Raw genomic sequence first — 19780 nt, 5'->3', positions numbered from 1 at the left:
CAAAACCTAAAAACCCGCGACCAACCCATCGCGGCGGGAATCGCTGGCAGCCACATAACCTTGAACTCTAGGGTCGCCCATGCGCCAAATGAACTGGCCCGAGCCAAAGTCTTGGTAGCTGTCGTTAATGACTTCCATTTGATGACCCAAGGCTTGCAAACCTTTGACGGTTTGCGGGTCCATTGCCGACTCGACATTGATGACCAAGCCTTCGTTGTAGCGCCAACGCGGCGCATCACATGCCGTTTGCGGGTTCTGCTGGTAGTCCAGCATACGCACCAAGGTTTGCACATGGCCTTGGGGTTGCATATTGGCGCCCATCACGCCGTAGCTCATCACCGGTTGGCCATCCTTGGTGAGGAAAGCCGGAATGATGGTGTGGAAGGGCCGCTTGCCAGGTGCCACCAAATTGGCGGGGTTGTGCCCACCTGCGCGAACCGCAAAAGCATGTCCTCGGTTTTGCAAGCTGACACCAAACTCAGGCTCGACACAACCCGAGCCAAAGCCCATGTAATTGCTTTGGATGAAGCTGACCATCATGCCGTTTTCATCCGCAGCAGTGAGGTAAATTGTGCCGCCCTTGGCAGGGTTGCCCGCTTTGAAGTCTTGCGCCTTTTTCATGTCAATCAGGCCAGCGCGTTGCTTCAAGTAAGCGGGGTCTAACATCTGTTGGGCCGTGACTTCCATGCTGGCTTCATCGGCCACATAGCGGTACACATCGGCAAACGCCAATTTCATGGCCTCGATTTGCAGATGCTGCGAATCCACGCCATCAAGGGTTAAGGCGGCCAAATCAAAGTTACCCAAAATACCCAAGGTAATGAGTGCAGCAATGCCTTGCCCATTGGGAGGGATTTCATGCAGGGTGTGGCCACGGTAGTTTTGCGCAATCGGTGTGACCCAATCGGCTTTGTATGCGGCAAAGTCGCTGGCCTTTAAGCTGCCGCCATGTGCCTTGGAGAACTTCTCCAAGGCATGGGCAATTTCACCGCCGTAAAACGCTTGACCCTTGCTGTTGGCAATGGCGCGTAAGCCCCGAGCAGCAGCCGGAAACTGGAACAACTCGCCCACCTGAGGGGCACGCCCCCTGGGCAGGAAATGCTCTGTAAAGCCTGGCTGAACCCGCAACTCCTCCACCGGTGCAGCCCATTTCTCTTGCACCACCACACTCAGCAAATAGCCACGCTCGGCGATCTCGATGGCTGACTGCATCAAATCGGCAAAAGGCAATTTGCCAAAACGCTCGCTCATCGCCACCCAACTGGCTACGGCTCCTGGTACGGTCACCGAATCGATGCCGCGCTTAGGGGGTTGCATCGCATCAAGGCCGTATTTATTTTGAAAATAGTCGGGCGTCCAAGCTTGCGGCGCTCGCCCAGAGGCATTCAAACCATGCAGGGCTTTGCCGTCCCACAAAATGCAAAAAGCGTCAGACCCCAAACCGCAACTGACAGGCTCGACGATAGTGAGAACCGCAGCCGCCGCAATGGCGGCGTCCACCGCATTGCCGCCTTGCCACAAGATACGCAAGCCCGCTTGGGCGGCCAAAGGGTGAGAGGTGGAAACGATGTTGCGAGCGAATACAGGAAGACGGGTGCTGGTGTAGGGATTGGAAAAGTTAAAGGTCATGATTTTTCGGTTTTAAGAACTTTGTAATGCAAACGACGGGTGATCCACCAGATCACCAAAGCAATAAACGGCACGGCCACGGCGGTGGCGATAGAGGGGTTTGGAATCCAGCCCTTGGCTTGCATGCCTTCGGCCATGTAGTGCACCAAACCGGCGATGTAGTAAGTGATAGCCGCCACCGACAAACCTTCCACCGTGGTTTGCAATTTCAGTTGCATACCTTGGCGTTTGTTCATCGCGGTCAGCAACGCTTGACTGCTTTGCTCTTGCTGAAAGTCAACCCGCGTTCGCAGCAAATTGCTCATGCGTGAAACCCGCTCGGACAACGCGGTTTGACGCTTGGCCACCCAGTCACAGGTGCTGCGGGCGGGGCTTAGGCGTCGCTCCATGAACTCGCCCACCGATTGAAAACCTGGCAAACGTGTTTCGCGTATGTCTTTGATGCGTCGGTCCACCAACTCGAAGTAAGCCTTGCTGGCAGAAAAGCGTGAATGCTGTGAGGCGTACAGACCCTCAACTTGCCCTGCCAAACGGGTCAGTCGGTCGAGCAACTCGGCCTCTTGGTCGTGGCTGGCGCTGCGAATGGCTTGCGCCAAATCGGCCAACTCTTGCTCGGCAGCGGCCAAGGGAGGGACGGCACTGCGCGCAATTGGCAAGCCCAGCAACGCCATCATGCGGTAGGTTTCGATCTCTAGCAAACGCTGCACCAAACGACCCAAGCGCCGCTGGGTAAGTTTGCCCACACGCAACAACATGCGCGAGCAACCACTAGGGTCGATTTGAAAATCGGTGTGCAAAGTTGCCGAGCCTTCGGCCAGCTGGCAAGCCACCAAGCTGTCTTCGCGAAATTGCTGGTGAAGCTCGTCGCGGTCTGACAAGTCCTCGGTGAGCTTGGCCCAAAGCTGGATATGCGCCAAGCATTCGCCCGGCAAAGCTTTCAACCACGCTTGTGGCAAACGGCGCATGGCCAAGTCGTAGTCTTCGCCTTTGGGCAGGCCCATGGGTGCGTCTGCCATGAAGGTCCAAGTAACGAACTCGGTGTGCAATTCCCAGCGCAGACGCCATGACCCCATGTCTACCCGCAAATGGTTGGCTTGTTCATCTGGCACTGGCAAATGGTGGTCGCGCAACAAGGCCGCCAAGTGTTCGCGGCTGGCTTGACGTGCATCGGCATCGGCCAGCATCACCACATGGCTGATGGCCAAGGGCGCGATCATGGGCTCGGGCGGGCGAGCATGCACCTCGTTGTGCAGTGCACGGCGCAAAGGATGTTCGTTAACCAACATGCGCATCAGTCTTCGACAAAGGCTTCTTCACGTTTAGACTTCACTGCCGGCAATAAGACCATGACCACCAAAACCAAGGCTGCCAATAACAAGGCTGCAGACAGGGGGCGGGTGATGAACACCGACCAATCGCCGCGCGCCAACTTCAAAGCACGTTTCAAATACTCTTCCATCATCGGACCCAGCACAAAACCCAATAACAAAGGCGCAGGCTCACAACCGAGCTTATGAAAAAGATAGCCCGCCAAACCAAAAGCGGCTACCAGCGCAATGTCAAACGTGGCGTTGTTGGTGGTGTACACCCCAATCGCGCAAAACAGCACGATGGCCGGAAACAGATAGTGGTAGGGAACGGTTAACAGTTTGATCCAAATCCCAATCATGGGCAGGTTCAACACAATCAGCATCAGGTTGCCAATCCACATGGAAGCAATCAAACCCCAAAACAACTCGGGGTTGACTGTCATCACCTGCGGGCCAGGCTGAATGTTGTGAATGGTCATGGCACCTACCATCAGCGCCATCACCGCGTTAGGCGGAATGCCTAAGGTGAGCAAAGGAATGAAAGAGGTTTGCGCACCGGCGTTGTTAGCGGCTTCAGGCGCAGCAACGCCGCGGATATTGCCTTGCCCCAACGGTACCTCACCTGCTTTGAGCTTGATTTTTTTCTCTAGCGTGTAAGCGGCAAAGGAGGCCAAGACTGCGCCGCCACCTGGCAATACGCCCAACACCGAACCCAAGGCGGTGCCGCGCAGTACCGATGGCATCATTTGGCGAAAGTCTTCACGGGTAGGCATGAGGCCTTGCACTTTGGCTGTGAAGACTTCGCGATCTTCGCCCGATTTGGCCAGGTTGGTGATGATTTCACCGTAACCAAACACGCCCATGGCCACCGCTACAAAGCCAATGCCGTCGGCCAACTCGGGGGTGTCCATGGTGAAGCGCGCCAAACCTGAGTTGACATCGGTACCCACCAAGCCCAGCAACAAACCCAAAATAATCATGGCAATGGCTTTGAGCAAGGACCCCGAAGCCAAAACCACCGCACCCACCAAGCCCAATACCATCAAAGCGCAGTATTCAGCGGGACCAAAGGCAAACGCCATCTCGGTCAAGGGCGCGGCAAATGCTGCTAACAACAAAGTGCCGACACAGCCTGCAAAAAACGAACCCAAACCTGCTGCGGCCAAGGCCGGACCGGCGCGGCCTTGTCTGGCCATTTGGTAGCCGTCTAGCGTGGTGACCACCGAGGACGACTCGCCAGGGAGGTTGACCAGTATGGCGGTGGTCGAGCCGCCGTATTGCGCACCGTAGTAAATGCCGGCCAACATGATCAAGGCCGACACAGGGGGCAAGGCATAGGTGGCAGGCAACAACATGGCGATGGTCGCCACGGGACCAATGCCGGGCAAGACGCCGATCAAAGTACCAAGCAAGCAACCCACCAAGGCATAGAGCAAGTTGATGGGGGTGGCTGCAACCGCAAAACCAGTGGCTAAGTTAGCAAGCAAATCCATAGGTGTCCTGTCTACACAGCCAAGAACGCTGGCCATACTGGCATGGCCAAGCCCAGCAATGCAATGAAAAGGCCATAACTGCCGGCGGCCAAAATGGTGGAAAGCACCAGCACATTACGAATTTGGAAGGATGTTTCGTCCGCCATGGCCGCAATCACTGTCAGCGCCAAGGTCGCCACCACCAAGCCCATGGAGGGCAAACCAATGCTTGTTACACCGCCGAGCAATGCACCGAAGGCCAAATTGGCACCCAAAATGCAGAGCAAGGGCCGCCAAGCGAAGTCGCCTATTTTGCCGCCATCAGGGGTTTCAACCACCAAGGAAAAGAACAAAATGAACGCGCCCAGCAGGGACAAAATCAGGCCCAATACCAAGGGGAAATAGCCAGGCCCCATCTGACTGGCAGAGCCAATGGTGTATGAGGACGCGCTGGCCCATGCAAAACCACCACCGATGGCAATGAACATCACGCCTGAAGCAAAGTCTTTTTCACTTTTGATCGACACAATACGAACCTTGGCAAAGAAGAGAGTGGATTGTCACCTAAACCGCTACCGGCTTGAGAACCTTGAGCCACAGCGGTGCTGGCAGTGCAAATCGTGCTTGTATCGCCTCAGCCCTGGTTTGCAAAAGCGCTCGATCAGGGCGCAGCACTTGAGCCTGCGCCAGCACCACGGTATTGCCCTCTTTGGTGGGCTTGAAAGCCCACACCGCTTGCTCGCCAAAGGCTTGGGTGATGTGCGCCAAGCTTTTGTCGAAACTGGAGGAACGGCCAAACAAATTCACCACCAGACAGCCTTGGGCGGTCAGCAATTGGCGGCATTGGGTGTAAAAGTCAGCGTCGTCCAGCACCGGCGCAGCCGCCTCATGGTCGTACAGGTCCACATGCAATACGTCGATCTGCCCGCGCCAGTAAGTGTGCGCTACCACCTCGGCGGCGTCGCCCAACACCACCGACAACTTGTCATCATCGGGAGACAGCGCAAACCAGCTGCGGCAAGCACCAATGACTTGCGGGTTGAGTTCGATGGCAGTGGTTTGCATGCCCAGCACCTTGTGGCAGTTTTTGGTGAGCGCCGCAGCACCCAAGCCCAACTGCATGGCATGAAGTTGATTTACAGCATCAGGCTCGACAAACAACAACCACGCTTGCATGCGCTGCACATAGTCCAAATGGATGGCGTTGGGTTTACTGGTCTCCATGGAACCTTGCACCCATACAGAGCCCAAATGCAAATAGCGCACCTTGCCATGCTCGGAGATATTGACTTGCGGTAAGAAAGGGGTGGCCATGGGGGGATTGTCGCCGCTCGTCATTGCGAGCGAAGCAAAGCAATCTCAAGGCGAGCGCAGTAGGCTCGCTTGTACTTTCGCTAACTGGCTAAAGCAGTCCCAACGCCGCCTTCACATTGGCGGTCGTAGCTTGCTGCAGCTCTTCCAAGCTGATGCCACGCAGATCGGCCAGCACTTGGGCGATGGTTGGAATTTGGCCGGGGGTATTGCGCCCCTGCGGCACACCTTGGGCACGCTCCTGTGCAGCCACATACAACCAATGCGGCGGGATGTCGGGCGCATCGGTCTCCAGCACCAAGGCAGACAGCGGCAATTGGGTCGCCAACAGGCGCAGTTGATTGGCCCTTTCAAACGTCAAAGCACCGCCAAAACCCAGTTTGAAGCCCATGGCGATGAACTGCTGAGCTTGCTGCAAACTGCCGTTAAAAGCATGGGCGATGCCGCCCTTGACTGGCGTTTGGCGCAAGCCTTTGAGCAGCAAATCAGCACTGCGCCGCACATGCAAGATGATCGGCAGACCATGCTCTTGCGCGAGCTTGAGCTGCGCTTTGTAAAACTGTTGTTGCCGAGCCATGTCCAAACCCGGCACAAATCCGTCCAAGCCGATTTCACCTACAGCCACCAAGCGCGAGTCACTTATGTGCTGTTGTAACGCATCACTCAAAGTTTGCAGGTCAGCATCACTGGCTTGTGGGGTGTAAAGCGGGTGGATGCCCAGCGCATAAACATCGTCATGCAGATGGGCGAGAAGACGCACCGCCTCAAAGTTCGCCGCCTGCACCGCAGGAATAACGCAGGTTCCAACCCCTGCGTGCTTAGCAGCAAGGCGCACCGCATCTCGGTCAGGCGCAAATTCAGGCGCATCGAGGTGGCAGTGGCTGTCGATCCAGGTCATGGGGAGATTGTCGCGGGCATAGCGATAAGCCCTCATTGCGAGGAGCAAGGCGGCGAAGCAATCCTTGTGTAGGTGCGTGCCGCAGGCTAGACCAAGCGCCCCGCCACCAAACGCAGTTGCCTGTCGCAAAGCGCCGCCAAGCGCTCATCATGGGTAACCACCACAAACGCCGTGCCTTGTTGCCGTGCTAACTGCAGCATCAAGGCAAACACGCTGTCGGCGGTGGCGCGATCAAGGTTGCCCGTGGGTTCATCGGCCAGTACACAAGCGGGTTGGGTCACCAAGGCACGGGCAATCGCCACGCGTTGGCGTTCGCCGCCCGACAACTCGCTGGGTGTGTGGTGCAAGCGATCGGCCAGACCCACTGCTTCAAGCATGGCCTGCGCCTTCACGGCCGCCTCTTCTGTGGACATACGCCTTATCCACAAGGGCATGGCCACATTGTCCAAAGCGCTGAACTCGGGCAGCAAATGGTGAAACTGGTATATGAAACCCAAGTGCTGGTTACGCAAACGCCCAAGTGCAGTGGCATCCAAACCTGCTAGGGCGTGGTTAAGCAAATGCACTTGCCCCGTGGTGGGGGTGTCCAAGCCGCCCAACAAATGCAGCAAAGTACTTTTGCCTGAACCCGAGGTGCCGACCACCGCCAAGGTTTCACCAGCGTGGACTTGCAATTCAATGCCCTGCAACACGGTCACATCGATGACGCCCTCATGGAAACGACGACCCAAGCCTTGGGCTTGCAATACCGGCTTATTCATGGCGCAATGCCTCCGCGGGATCGATGCGACTGGCTCGCCAACTGGGGTAGAGCGTGGCCACCAAGGCCAACACCAAAGCGATGATGACCACCGGACCGATGTCGGCCCACTGCGGGTCGCTGGGCATGCGGCTGATGAGGTAAATGTCTTTAGGCAAAAAGCTCGCGCCCAAAGCTTTTTCAATGGCCGGCACGATGCTGCCAATATTGAATGCCACCAACAGCCCCAAGCCCAAGCCAGACAAAGTACCAATCACCCCCACCAAGGCCCCTTGCACCACGAAAATGCCCATGATGCTGGCGGGGCTCGCGCCCAAGGTGCGCAAGATAGCGATGTCGGCCCGCTTGTCGGTGACCGTCATCACCAAGGTGCTAACCAAGTTGAAAGCCGCCACAGCCACGATCAGGGTCAAGATGATGAACATCATGCGTTTTTCAATTTGCACCGCCGCAAACCAAGTGCGGTTGGCACGGGTCCAGTCGCGCACCATCACATCGTCACCCAAAACGGGCGAGAGTTCTGCCGCCACTTGCCGCGCCAGCTGCGCATCTTTCAATTTCACACGTATGCCGTTGGGCCCCTCCAAACGGAAAATCCGCTGTGCGTCTTCGATGTGCAGCAAGGCCAAAGACGCGTCGTATTCATAGTGACCCGAGTCGAGCAAGCCCACCACGGTCAGTTGTTTCAAGCGTGGCACCACGCCGGCAGGGGTGACTTGCCCACCAGGAGCCACCAAGGTGATGTGCTCCCCCACCTTCACACCTAAAGCCCGAGCCAATTCGCTGCCCAAAATCACACCAAAGCCACCGGCTTGCAATTGGTTCAACACCTCTCGCGGCATCAAGGCCACCGCATCCGTGACCAACACCTCTTGGCTGGGATCGATGCCTCGCACCACCGCGCCGCGCATGTCCTCGCCTTGCGCAAGTAAACCTTGCGACAACACAAAAGGCGCACTGGCGATGACTTGCGTGTGCTGCGCCAGCCTCAGCTGCAAAGCTTGCGGGTCTTGCAGCGAAGCACTGCTGTAGGCCAACACCTCCACATGCGACAACACGCCCAACATTCGGTCACGAACCTCTTTTTGGAAACCGTTCATCACGCTCAACACAATGATGAGCGCGGCCACACCCAAGGCAATGCCCAGCATGGACACAGAGGAAATAAAAGAGATGAATCGGTTGCGCCGCGCCGCGCGGCCAGAACGGGTGTAGCGCCAACCCACCCGTAACTCAAAAGGAAGTCTAGAAAGATTCATGCAGGCAGATTGTGGCATCTTGCACAATCCCCCATATGACCGTTGCTTCTCCCTTGACCATTGTGGCTTTTTCCTTGCCTGCAGGCTTGGCCGTAGACCACCCAGAGTTTGACTATTGGCAACAGGCTTTAAACGAGACATCTGCGCAGACAGCGTCAGACATTTGGCGTCAAGCACAGCGCATGAAAACCACCGCCGTGCCTGACGGTGCGATGAGTGCCTGCCATGAAATGGCTTGGGCGCAGGCCTTGGGCTGGGATGTCAAGGATGGTCAAATACCCTTGGCCGCTTTCGCCGCACACGCGCAAGGGTTGAATTGCCCCACCGAACACGGCTGGGCTTTCATCGACGCGGTCAACTGGCACATCAGCCAAGGACAGGTGAATTTGAGTGTGCCCACCCCCATCACCGCTAATGAATCAGACGCTTTGCGCCAAGCCATGCAGCCGTTTTTAACGCAAGATGGGATCCAACTGCATCCCTACAGCCTTGGCCGTTGGTTGGCACACGCCAGCGTGTTCAAACACTTGAGCAGCGTGTCCTTGGACCGCGTCAACGGGCAACGCATCGACCATTGGCTGCAGCCCAGCAGCATCGCCGCCCAAACAGACGCAGAGCGCCTGTTACGCCGCTTGCAAAATGAGATGCAAATGCTGTTTTATACCCACGCTGTCAACGACCACCGCGCTGTGGCCTTGAACTCAATTTGGTTTAGCGGCACTGGCGAGCTACCCACGGCGAATACGCCAACCGTCCAGCAATACATCGTGATGCACCAAAACTTGCGGGAGGCTTGGCTGAGCCAAAACCCCGAGGTGTTTGTGCCAGCTTTCAAGGCTGTGCTGCAAGAAACCATTGCCCCTGCACTTGCAAGACGTGAACAGGTGCTTCTGTGTGACCCCACGCGAGGTGTGTGGCTGCAAGTACAACCGCAAAGCTGGCTTGACCAGCTGAAAAACAGGCTGCGTACACCCAAACTTTCGGACTTGCTGCGATGAAACTTCAGGTTCGCGATGTCCCACCGCGCAGCGTGTGGGCCTTAGAGCAAAGCGGTGTGCATCCTCTGCTGGCGCGTTTGTATGCAGCGCGGGGTGTGCATGACGCCAAGCAAATGGACGCCAGCCTGGGTCAACTGCTGCTGCCCACTAACCTCAAAGGCATTGATGCCGCCGCACAATTGTTGGCCGACGCCATCGCAAAGCAACTGCATTTGTGCATCGTGGCCGACTACGACTGTGACGGCGCCACCGCCTGTGCGCTGGCCTTGCGTGGCCTCACGCTTTTAGGTGCAAAAAACCTTAGTTTCATCGTGCCAGACCGTGTGGTCGATGGCTATGGTTTGACACCTGAAATCGCCCAACGCGTTCACGCCAGTGGCGCACAGGTCTTGATCACCGTGGACAACGGCATCGCCAGCGTCACGGGTGTGGATGAAGCCAAGCGCTTAGGTATGCAAGTTCTCATCACCGACCACCATTTGCCGGGCAGCGAGTTGCCCACGCCCCATGCCTTGGTCAACCCCAACCAACCTAGCTGCAGCTTCGAGAGCAAAAGCATGGCAGGTGTGGGCGTGATGTTCTATGTGTTGCTGGCCTTGCGAGCTGAGATGCGCTTGCGCGGCATCTTCAGCAAAGACACCGAGCCCAAACTCGACGGTTTGCTGCCCTTGGTGGCTTTGGGTACGGTGGCCGATGTGGTCTCCCTAGACGCCAACAATCGCCGCTTGGTGTCCCAAGGCTTGCTGCGAATGCGCAAAGGCCAAATGCCCGCTGGACTGGCCGCCTTGTTCAAAGTGGCCGCACGTGACGCTACCCAAGCCAGCAGCCAAGACATGGGCTTTGCGATTGGGCCGCGCATCAACGCCGCGGGCCGCTTATCTGACATGACACTGGGGATCGAGTGCTTGCGCACCGACGACACCGAATTGGCTTGGCGACTGGCGCTTCAGCTCGACACCATCAACCGTGAACGCCGTTCCATGGAGGGCGGTATGCGCGAACAAGCGCTGCTGCTCGCCGAGTCGTTGATGGACAGCGAGGAAGCAGCCCCCGCCGCCCTGTGTGTGTATGACGAAGATTTTCACGAGGGCGTGGTGGGCATCATTGCCGGTCGCTTAAAGGACTTGCACTACCGCCCCTGCTTTGTGTTTGCCAGCAGCCAGTCACAGGGCCAAGCGGTGCTCAAAGGCTCCGGACGCTCCATCGCTGGTTTTCATTTGCGCGATGCGCTTGATGCCATCGCCAAACGCCACCCGAATTTGCTGCTGCGTTTTGGTGGTCACGCCATGGCCGCAGGTTGCACTTTGCTAGAAGACGACTTGGCCACCTTCGAGTTGGCTTTGCAAGACATCGCTACCCAATGGTTGGACGCTGCCACCTTGGCGCAAACCTTGGCCACTGATGGCAGTTTGCCCCCTGCTTATCTGCGACCCGATATGGTCAAGCACCTGCAAGCGCAGGTCTGGGGGCAAGGCTTTGCTCAGCCTGTATTCCAAGATACGGTGAATGTGCTGAGCCAAAAAATCGTCGGCGAAAAACATTTGTCGCTCAAGCTTCAGTTACACGGGCAGCAGGTGGATGCGATCTGGTTTGGTCGCACCGAGGGCTTACCGGTGCAAGCCACCGTGGCCTACCGCCTCGACATCAACAGTTGGCAAGGCATGGAAAAACTGCAGTTGCAGATTGAAGCCATGCTGCCCTTCTACAATTAGGCCGTGTCTATCCTCAACGCTGATCTGCATTGCCACTCTGTCGTCTCCGACGGCACGCTCACGCCCGAGGCGTTAGCCGCACGAGCCCACGCCAATGGCGTGGAGTTGTGGTCGCTCACCGACCACGATGAAATTGGTGGACAAGCGCGTGCCTGTGCCGCCGCCCAAGCGCTGGGCATGGGCTATTTGCACGGCACTGAAATTTCCGTGTCATTTGCCGGCCGCACTGTTCACATCGTGGGCTTGGGTTTCGATCCGCAAGACCCACGCATGCAAGAAGGTCTGCGTACCACCCGCGGGGGTCGCCACGCCAGAGCCTTAGACATGGCTGCAGGCTTGGCCAAGGTTGGCATACACGGCAGCTTTGAAGGCGCCCTCACCTTTGCTGGCAACCCCGACCTGATTTCTCGCACCCACTTTGCCCGTTATTTGGTGGAAACCGGCGTGTGCGCTGACACCTACGAGGTGTTTCGCCGTTTTCTCACCGATGGCAAACCGGGCTATGTGGAACACCGCTGGGCCGGTTTGGGCGACGCGGTGCGTTGGATTCGGGAATGCCAAGGCGTGGCTGTCATTGCCCACCCCGCCCGCTACGACTTCACGCCCACTGAGGAATATGCGCTCTTTACCGAGTTCAAAAACCATGGCGGTCAAGCGGTGGAAGTGGTGACTGGCAGCCACTCGGCAGCAGAAGCTATTCAATACGCCGATATGGCGCGTGAATTTGGTTTGGCCGCCTCGCGGGGCAGCGACTTTCACAGCCCCAATGAAAGCCATACCGATTTAGGCGCATTGCCTTGGTTGCCCGGTGACCTCACACCGGTGTGGGAATTGCTCACCCACCGCATCCAATAAGGCTGCGGTTTTCGCATGGCACAACTGTTCCAAGTCCATCCGGACAATCCTCAAGCTCGTTTGCTGAAACAAGCGGTGGCATTGCTTACCCAAGGCGGCGTGTTGGCCGTACCCACCGATTCCAGCTATGCCTTGGTCTGCCACCTTGATGACAAAGCGGCAATTGACCGTTTGCGCCAAATTCGCGGTGTGGACGAAAAGCACCACCTCACCTTGCTGTGCCGCGACCTGAGCGAACTGGCGCTTTACGCCAAGGTGGACAACCGGCAATTTCGATTGCTCAAAGCCGCCACCCCTGGGGCCTACACCTTCATATTAGAGGCAACCAAAGAAGTTCCGCGCCGCGTTGCCCACCCGCAGCGCAAAACCATTGGCCTGCGGGTGCCCAACCACACCACTTTGCTGGCTTTGTTGGAGATTCATGGCGCACCCTTGCTGGCCACCACCCTGATTCCCCAAAACGAAACCGAGCCCTTGAACGACGCCGAACTGATCCGTGAACGCTATGAACACCAAGTGGCGGCAGTGGTCGATGCAGGAGCCTGCAGCCTGCAAGCCACCACGGTGGTGGACCTCACCCCCATGGCCGACGGAAGTGAGCCAGAAGTTTTACGTCAAGGTTTAGGGAAATTAGTACTTTTAGGTTTATGAATTGGCTAAAATAACTTAATTCAGGGTTTTTACGCATCCTAAAGCGCTTAACAAAAATTTTTATCACATACTTTTCACCAATAAATTGATAAAAATTAGTGAGAGAATACTTTTGTGAATTTCAATGAATTAGTACAAACAATTTCTACCCATGCAATACCTGTGTTGCTCGCTATCACCCTGCACGAAGCTGCGCACGGTTACACAGCGCGGCAGTTGGGTGACGACACCGCATGGCAAATGGGGCGCGTCACCCTCAACCCTTTTGCCCACATCGACTTGCTCGGCACAGTCCTCATGCCTTTGATGCTGTTTTTCGCCACTTCAGGTCAGTTTTTGTTTGGCTATGCCAAGCCTGTTCCTGTGGATTTTTCCCGTCTGCGCCAACCCAAGCGCGACATGGTGTGGGTGGCTTTGGCAGGTCCTGCGGTCAATTTGCTTCAAGCATTTGCATGGGCGGTGCTGATTTACCTGCTCTCGGGCATGGGTAATGAAGAGCGTTTTTTCATTGAAATGGCGCAAGCTGGCGTATTGGTTAATTTGGTGATGTTTGCTTTCAACCTGTTTCCCCTGCCTCCGCTGGACGGCGGACGCATCGTGGTGGGCTTGCTGCCCATGCGCTTGGCCATTGGTTTCTCGCACATTGAACGCTTTGGGTTTTTCATTGTCATGGGCTTGGTGCTCATGGGTGTGATCAATACGCTTTGGATGCGCCCCATCATGATGGCCACCACCGAAGGTATTCAGTGGTTGCTTCAGCCTTTGGCCGCTTTGCTGCAACTTGCCCCATGACAGAACGCGTACTCTCTGGCATGCGCCCCACCGGCGCCTTGCACTTGGGCCACTACCACGGCGCCTTGAAAAACTGGGTGCGCCTGCAGTCTGAAATGCAGTGCTTTTACTTTGTGGCTGACTGGCACGCTTTGACCACGCACTACGAAAGCCGCGAAGTCATTGAGAAAAATGTCTATGAAATGGTCATCGACTGGTTGGCGGCGGGCCTAGACCCCAATCAGTGCACCATTTTTTTGCAAAGCCGCATACCCGAACACGCTGAACTCTTTACCCTGTTGGCCATGGGCACACCTATCGGGTGGTTGGAGCGTGTGCCGACCTACAAAGACCAACAAGAAAAGCTCAAGGACAAAGACCTCAGCACCTACGGCTTCTTGGGCTACCCGCTGTTGCAAGCCGCCGACATTCTGATTTACAAAGCCCGCTGGGTGCCCGTGGGCGAAGACCAAGCCAGCCATGTGGAACTCACCCGTGAAGCGGCAAGGCGTTTCAACCATTTGTACGGTCGCGAACCCAATTTTGACGCCTTGGTGCAAGACTGCTTGGCCAAGTTACCTAAAGACAGCGTCAAGCGTTTTGAAAAATCACGAAAACAATTTCAGGAAACTGGCGACGCCAAAGCCATGGAAGGTGCCTTGGGTTATTTAAAAACTGCACCTGAACTCGATGACAAAGACCGCGAGCGTCTAGAAGGCTATTTCAAAGGCACAGGCAAAGCCGTACTCACCGAGCCACAAGCCCTGCTGAGCGAAGCCAGCAAATTGCCAGGGCTGGACGGCGCGAAAATGAGCAAAAGCTATAACAACTCGATTGCCATGCGCGAAGACAAGGCCAGCATAGAGACCAAGGTCAAGCGCATGCCCACCGACCCTGCGCGGGTCAAACGCAGCGACCCTGGCAACCCTGATCGCTGCCCAGTTTGGCAATTTCACCTGGTGTATTCGCCCCCCGCTACCCGCGATTGGGTGAAAACCGAGTGCGCTCGCGCTGGCATTGGCTGCTTGGAATGCAAGCAGCCGGTGATAGATGCGATCGTTTCCGAGCAACAACCCATGTTGACACGCGCTGAACCTTTTGTTTCCAATCCTCGGCTTGTTCGTGATATCGTAGACGCTGGAACACAGCGGGCTCGGGCCACGGCACAAGAAACCATGCGCGATGTGCGCGAGGCCATGGGCCTGAATTACTAAGAACGGAGAATAACGATGAGTCTTTACGTCATTGATGACCACCCAATGGTGCGCCAAATGATTGGCATGCTGCTGCGCCGCCTACGCCCCGCCTCCAAGGTGGTGGAGTTGGAGAAATTCAGCGAGTTACAGGCCGCGCTAATCAAAAACGGAGAGCCCGAGTTGTTTGTGCTCGACCTCTTGCTGCCAGGTGTCAAGGGCGCGACCGCTATCTCCGATGTGAAAAAAATGTACCCCGAGATTCCCTTGGTAGTGCTCTCAGCCATGCCTTCTGGCGAAGCGCGTGACGCCTGCCTTGAAGCGGGTGCCGACTTGTACATCGAAAAATCCACCGACACAGCTGAAATTTCCGCTGCCATCCAAGACATCATGAAGTCAGACGATGGCGACGACGATGCCGAAGTTGTGGTGATTGGCGACATCAAACTCTCCAAGCGCCAAAAGCAACTCATCCTCATGCTGGACCGCGGTTTGTCCAACCGCGATATCGCCGCCGAACTCAGCATCAGCGAGCACACCGTCAAGGTTCATTTGTGGCGCCTGTTTCGCCGCTTGGGTGTCAAAAGCCGTACCCAAACTCTGCACTTTGCACGTACCCATGGTTTATTGATGGGCTGATAGCCCACCGTCCAGCCCTTATTTACTCAAGGGTTGGGCAATCACCAAGTTCAGTTTTTCTTTGCTACCTGGCTTAATGGGGCCAGCGCTCACCCCCAAGTCGCCGGGTTGAGCCATGGCGTTACCGCTTCTTGAAATACGCGCCCTCACCATCACCGCGCTGATGTGCGAGAGCTTCATTTGCGGGTTCATGGCCATGCTGTCGTCCAGCACAAAATCGTAAGGTAATTTGTCCACTGTCGTGCGGACAATGGCCAAAGGCATGCGCGGTCCATCAGCAGCATTGGCGTAAATAAACACCGTGTCTTGCGGAGAAACCTGCGAAGCCAAGGAAGGGTCTAGGCTGACACGACCGGCAATGCGCTCAGCGCCTGGCGCCGATTTGCCCTGCATGGGCTTGGCAGTTGGCGCAGGGGTTTGTGGCGCTTGGGCCACCACCGTGTCGGGGTCAAGAGCCGGCATGTTCAAGCGTTCACGCGCCTTGTTGATGGCCTCGACCAAGGCGGGCAAGTCAGGTGAGGATGCTGGCAACAACCCGCGAACTTTGTCCCAGTATTTCAGCGAGTCTTGAAACTGGCCTTGTGAAAATGCAGCACTACCAGCCAGCAGCAAAGCGTTGCCATGCTCTGGGTCTGCTTTGAGCACACTATGGATAATGTCCCATGGCTCACCGTCAAACTTGCCTTGGTTTTTTTGCGCCAACACCTCGGCACGTTCAATACGCACATCGTCGTTGGCAGCAAGTGAGAGCGACTTTTTAAAGGCCTCATCGGCAGGTTCAAAACGCCCCAAAGCACGCTCGATACGCCCCAGCATCACCCAGCCCTCGGCATTGTTGGGGTTCTCGGCCAAGCGTTGGCGCAATTGGTCCGACATGGCTTGGAGTTTTTCGCTGGACATTTGTTCGTCGCCACCGACTTGGTTGGCCAGCAAGGGATCGATGCCAACAGGTGTTCCTACCCAAAAATACAAACCAAAAGATATCAAGGGAATGACCAAGGCCAAACCCGCCACCAAGCCACGCCAGTCAGGCGTGGCCACAGGCGCAGAGGCGGTTTTCTGCGGGGTATCTTCCAGTAGACGCTGGGTTAACTCTTCATGCGACGCATCAAAACCGGCTTGGTCAAGGGTGCCTTGCGCCAGTTCGTGTTGCAACTCTGCCAAATGTTCACGGTAAACCGCGACCTGCGACAACACATTTTCATGTTCACTGACCGGCAAACCTGCCAGCGACGCACGGCGCAAACTCCACGCAAAAACCAAAACCACGACGACACACATGAGAGCCGCCCAAATCAAAAACCATTGAACCGCGTTCATTCAATCTTTCAAAAGTTGTTCTGCTTGCGCTCGCTCAGCAGCGTCAAGATGGTGATGGGTGAGTTGCCGGCGCAGACGCAAATACCGCCACAAACCGCCAATTGCCAGCACAAACAAGAAAAAAGGCCCAAACCACAAGGGCCAAGTCAAGGGCTTGAGCGGCGGCTTGTAAAGCACAAAGTCGCCATAGCGTTCAACCAAATAGGTTTTGATCTCTTGGTCGGTTTTGTTTTCACGAATGAGTTTGCGCACCTCGCGGCGCAAGTCTTCGGCCAATTCAGCGTGCGAAGAAGCCAAGGACTCGTTTTGGCACACCAAACAACGCAATTCTTCGGCAATCACCACCAAGCGGGCTTGCACCTGAGGGTCTTGCGCCATGGGCTGGGCTTCCCCCCCCTGCGCCAACCCAGACATCAGACTCAAGCAAGCCACAAGGAGTGCATGTTTCATGCGGGTTTGTCCAATTGTTGAATCAAGGGAAGAATGGTCTCAATCAAAATTTCAGGGGTAACTGGGCCAACGCGCTTGTAGCGGATGACGCCTTCTTTATCGATCAGGTAGGTCTCGGGAACGCCATAAACACCGTAGTTGATACCCACACTTCCATCCAAATCCATCACCGACAGTTTGTAAGGGTCGCCAGCCTTTTGTAAAAATTTCAAGCTGCGTTCCCGAGCGAGTTGCAATTTATCCGCCTCACTGGCTTGCGGGTTAGCTGCTTCGCTGCCTTGCAGTTCTTTGTAACTCAAACCCACGATGGGAATACGCTGGCTTTTGGCAAATTGCACCAGCAAAGGGTGCTCTTCTCGACAAGCCACACACCATGTCGCCCAGACATTGAAGATCCACACTTGACCCTTCATGTCAGTCGGGCTAAAGGGCTTGTCACCACTCAAGGTGGGCAAGCTGAACACGGGCGCAGGTTTGCCCACCAAGGGGGAAGGGATTTCGCGCGGGTCGCGCTTTAAACCCACGCCCAAAAACACCACCAAAACGGCGAACAACGCCAATGGGAGTAGAAATTTTTTCATACCGAGCCTGACAAAGCCTCGGATGCTGTGCGAACAGACTGTTGGTTGGTGTTGCGGCGGTAGCGCCGGTCTAGGGCGGCCAATACCCCACCAAAGACCATGAACAGCACGCCAGCCCACAGCCATGGCACAAAAGGCTTGTAGTAGACGCGCATGCTCCAAGAAGGCGTGTCTCCTGCGACAGGGTCACCCAAGGAAACATACAAATCACGCCATAAGCCTGAGTCGATGGCAGCTTCAGTCATGGGCATGGCGGTAGAAAAGTAGCGGCGTTTTTGGGGGCGTAAAACTTCAATGACTTGTTCGTTTTTCAGCACCTCGACTTTGGCTTGCAGGGCTTTGTAATTGGGCCCCATCACGTCTTCCACGCCGACCAAACGGAAGGTATAGGGTGCAATGGTGACGGTGTCGCCCATGGCCATTCGCACATCGCGCTCGACCTCGTAAGACTTCACACCGGTGATGCCCAGCACCAGAACAGCCATGCCAAAGTGCGCCAAATGCATGCCCCAAAACGAACCGCCTATGCGCCCAGGTTTGCGCAAGCGCTCCAGCACATGCTGCAAACTGCCCAGGCCCACCCACATGCCCAGAAAAACGCCCAGCACGGTGCCGCCAGACCAATTACCCAGCACAAAGGGCAGCACCATAGCCAATAACAAAGCAGCGCCTCCTACAAACCGCAAACGCCAAAACACCTCGCTCATACGCGCCTCACGCCAGTGCGCCACGGTGCCAGGCACCAACACAAACAGCAGCGGCACCATGAGAGGCGCAAACACCAGATTGAAATACGGCGGCCCCACCGACAGCTTGCCAAGGTTCAACGCATCGATGATGAGCGGATACAAGGTGCCCAGCAACACCGCGCCCGTGGCCACCACCAGCAAGACGCTGTTGAGCAGCAAGAAAGACTCTCGCGAGACCAAACCCATGCTTCCGCCCAAGGTGACAGCCGGCGCCCTCCAAGCAAACAAGGTGAGGGACGCGCCCACCACAACCGCTAAAAAAATCAGAATAAAAATTCCGCGAGAAGGGTCAGATGCAAACGCGTGAACCGACGTCAACACACCAGAACGAACCAAAAAAGTCCCCAGCAAAGACAGCGAAAAAGCCGCAATCGCTAAAAGAACTGTCCAAGCTTTGAAACTGCCACGCTTTTCAGTGACCATCAAAGAGTGAATAAGCGCTGTGCCCACCAACCAAGGCATGAGGGACGCGTTTTCCACGGGGTCCCAAAACCACCATCCACCCCAACCCAACTCGTAGTACGCCCACCAAGAACCCAAGCCGATGCCAAAGGTGAGAAAAGCCCACGCGATGACGGTCCAAGGACGCGACCAGCGAGCCCAGGCGGCGTCAAGTCGCCCCGATAGCAAGGCAGCAATGGCAAAGGCAAACGCCACCGACATGCCCACATAGCCCATGTACAACATGGGCGGGTGAATCACCAAGCCAGGGTCTTGCAACAAAGGGTTGAGATCGCGCCCATCGGCAGGCATGGGAAAGAGCCGGTCAAAGGGGTTGGAGGTGGTCAAGATGAACATCAAAAAACCCACCGACACCAGGCCCAAGACACCCAACACCCGCGCCACCATGGCCAGTGGCAGGCTGGCGGAAAAAATTGCAACCGCTGCGGTCCAACCACTGAGCATGAGCACCCACAACAGCAAAGAACCTTCGTGGCCGCCCCACACCGCTGCGAATTGGTAAGGCTTTGGCAGCAAGGTATTGGAATGCTCGGCGACGTATTTGACCGAGAAGTCGTTGCTTAAAAAAGAAGAGGCCAAACAGGCAAAGGCAAAAGAAACCAATACAAATTGCAGCAGCGCAGCAGGACGTGCCAAAGACTGCCAAACCACGTTGTAGCGCAAAGTGCCTGCCAGCGGCACAGTCCCCAAAAATAAAGCGATAACGGCAGACAACACCAACGCAAATTGACCAAGTTCAGGAATCATCAGCTGTGCGCTT

19 protein-coding genes are annotated in these 19780 nt (G+C 56.2%); 7 read left to right on the top strand and 12 right to left on the bottom strand.

Annotated elements, in window-relative coordinates:
• Nucleotides 1-6 precede the first annotated feature (6 nt).
• From AC9UEO_RS02800 to AC9UEO_RS02765, 8 genes are all read right to left on the bottom strand, one after another.
• Complete coding sequence (locus AC9UEO_RS02800) at nt 7-1629, bottom strand: gamma-glutamyltransferase family protein (RefSeq protein WP_509529550.1); 1623 nt, start codon at nt 1627-1629, stop codon at nt 7-9.
• Nucleotides 1626-2915 (bottom strand): DUF3422 family protein, encoded by a 1290-nt coding sequence (locus AC9UEO_RS02795; RefSeq protein ID WP_509529548.1) that lies wholly within the window; start codon nt 2913-2915, stop codon nt 1626-1628. Before AC9UEO_RS02795 ends, AC9UEO_RS02800 begins: the two co-directional genes overlap by 4 nt.
• A gap of 5 nt (nt 2916-2920) precedes the next feature.
• Complete coding sequence (locus AC9UEO_RS02790; RefSeq protein ID WP_509529546.1) at nt 2921-4432, bottom strand: tripartite tricarboxylate transporter permease; 1512 nt, start codon at nt 4430-4432, stop codon at nt 2921-2923.
• Between the two features lie 11 nt (nt 4433-4443).
• A complete protein-coding gene (locus AC9UEO_RS02785) occupies nt 4444-4938 on the bottom strand; it encodes a tripartite tricarboxylate transporter TctB family protein (RefSeq protein WP_509529544.1) in 495 nt (164 codons plus the stop codon).
• A gap of 37 nt (nt 4939-4975) precedes the next feature.
• Entirely contained in the window at nt 4976-5725 is a 750-nt protein-coding gene (locus AC9UEO_RS02780; protein ID WP_509529542.1) for a spermine/spermidine synthase domain-containing protein, read from the bottom strand.
• Between the two features lie 88 nt (nt 5726-5813).
• On the bottom strand, nt 5814-6620 hold the full coding sequence (locus AC9UEO_RS02775; RefSeq protein ID WP_509529540.1) for a TatD family hydrolase: 807 nt from the start codon (nt 6618-6620) through the stop codon (nt 5814-5816).
• Nucleotides 6621-6706: 86 nt separating this feature from the next.
• On the bottom strand, nt 6707-7381 hold the full coding sequence (gene lolD, locus AC9UEO_RS02770) for a lipoprotein-releasing ABC transporter ATP-binding protein LolD (protein WP_509529538.1): 675 nt from the start codon (nt 7379-7381) through the stop codon (nt 6707-6709).
• Nucleotides 7374-8639: a lipoprotein-releasing ABC transporter permease subunit gene (locus AC9UEO_RS02765; protein ID WP_509529537.1), complete on the bottom strand. Its 1266-nt coding sequence runs from the start codon at nt 8637-8639 to the stop codon at nt 7374-7376. Before AC9UEO_RS02765 ends, lolD begins: the two co-directional genes overlap by 8 nt.
• Before the next feature lie 35 nt (nt 8640-8674).
• Between AC9UEO_RS02765 and AC9UEO_RS02760 the strand changes: the two genes are divergently transcribed.
• From AC9UEO_RS02760 to AC9UEO_RS02730, 7 genes are all read left to right on the top strand, one after another.
• Nucleotides 8675-9637 carry a hypothetical protein gene (locus AC9UEO_RS02760; protein ID WP_509529534.1) on the top strand — a complete coding sequence of 321 codons (963 nt, stop codon included), beginning with the start codon at nt 8675-8677 and terminating at the stop codon, nt 9635-9637.
• A complete protein-coding gene (recJ, locus tag AC9UEO_RS02755) occupies nt 9634-11349 on the top strand; it encodes a single-stranded-DNA-specific exonuclease RecJ (protein ID WP_509529531.1) in 1716 nt (571 codons plus the stop codon). The genes AC9UEO_RS02760 and recJ overlap by 4 nt, the downstream gene beginning before the upstream one ends.
• 3 nt (nt 11350-11352) lie before the next feature.
• Nucleotides 11353-12204 carry a 3',5'-nucleoside bisphosphate phosphatase gene (locus tag AC9UEO_RS02750; RefSeq protein WP_509529529.1) on the top strand — a complete coding sequence of 284 codons (852 nt, stop codon included), beginning with the start codon at nt 11353-11355 and terminating at the stop codon, nt 12202-12204.
• A gap of 15 nt (nt 12205-12219) precedes the next feature.
• A complete protein-coding gene (locus AC9UEO_RS02745; protein WP_509529526.1) occupies nt 12220-12855 on the top strand; it encodes an L-threonylcarbamoyladenylate synthase in 636 nt (211 codons plus the stop codon).
• 114 nt (nt 12856-12969) lie between these two features.
• A complete protein-coding gene (locus tag AC9UEO_RS02740) occupies nt 12970-13647 on the top strand; it encodes a site-2 protease family protein (protein WP_509529523.1) in 678 nt (225 codons plus the stop codon).
• A complete protein-coding gene (locus tag AC9UEO_RS02735) occupies nt 13644-14840 on the top strand; it encodes a tryptophan--tRNA ligase (RefSeq protein WP_509529521.1) in 1197 nt (398 codons plus the stop codon). The genes AC9UEO_RS02740 and AC9UEO_RS02735 overlap by 4 nt, the downstream gene beginning before the upstream one ends.
• A 15-nt stretch (nt 14841-14855) precedes the next feature.
• Nucleotides 14856-15458: a response regulator transcription factor gene (locus tag AC9UEO_RS02730; RefSeq protein ID WP_509529519.1), complete on the top strand. Its 603-nt coding sequence runs from the start codon at nt 14856-14858 to the stop codon at nt 15456-15458.
• Between the two features lie 18 nt (nt 15459-15476).
• Here AC9UEO_RS02730 and ccmI read toward each other — a convergent pair whose 3' ends face one another.
• From ccmI to AC9UEO_RS02710, 4 genes are read right to left on the bottom strand one after another with little or no spacing between them, the layout of a single operon-like run.
• Nucleotides 15477-16778 carry a c-type cytochrome biogenesis protein CcmI gene (gene ccmI / locus AC9UEO_RS02725; protein WP_509529517.1) on the bottom strand — a complete coding sequence of 434 codons (1302 nt, stop codon included), beginning with the start codon at nt 16776-16778 and terminating at the stop codon, nt 15477-15479.
• Complete coding sequence (locus AC9UEO_RS02720; protein ID WP_509529515.1) at nt 16779-17228, bottom strand: cytochrome c-type biogenesis protein; 450 nt, start codon at nt 17226-17228, stop codon at nt 16779-16781.
• Nucleotides 17225-17809, bottom strand: a complete 585-nt coding sequence (locus tag AC9UEO_RS02715; protein WP_509529512.1) for a DsbE family thiol:disulfide interchange protein — start codon at nt 17807-17809, stop codon at nt 17225-17227. The genes AC9UEO_RS02720 and AC9UEO_RS02715 overlap by 4 nt, the downstream gene beginning before the upstream one ends.
• Nucleotides 17806-19767 (bottom strand): heme lyase CcmF/NrfE family subunit, encoded by a 1962-nt coding sequence (locus AC9UEO_RS02710; RefSeq protein ID WP_509529510.1) that lies wholly within the window; start codon nt 19765-19767, stop codon nt 17806-17808. Before AC9UEO_RS02710 ends, AC9UEO_RS02715 begins: the two co-directional genes overlap by 4 nt.
• Nucleotides 19768-19780 lie beyond the last annotated feature (13 nt).

This window comes from Limnohabitans sp., assembly GCF_040401495.1.
GTDB lineage: Bacteria > Pseudomonadota > Gammaproteobacteria > Burkholderiales > Burkholderiaceae_C > Limnohabitans.
The sequence above is the reverse complement of the archived record's forward strand: the minus strand, read 5'-3'. Positions and strand labels throughout refer to the sequence as shown.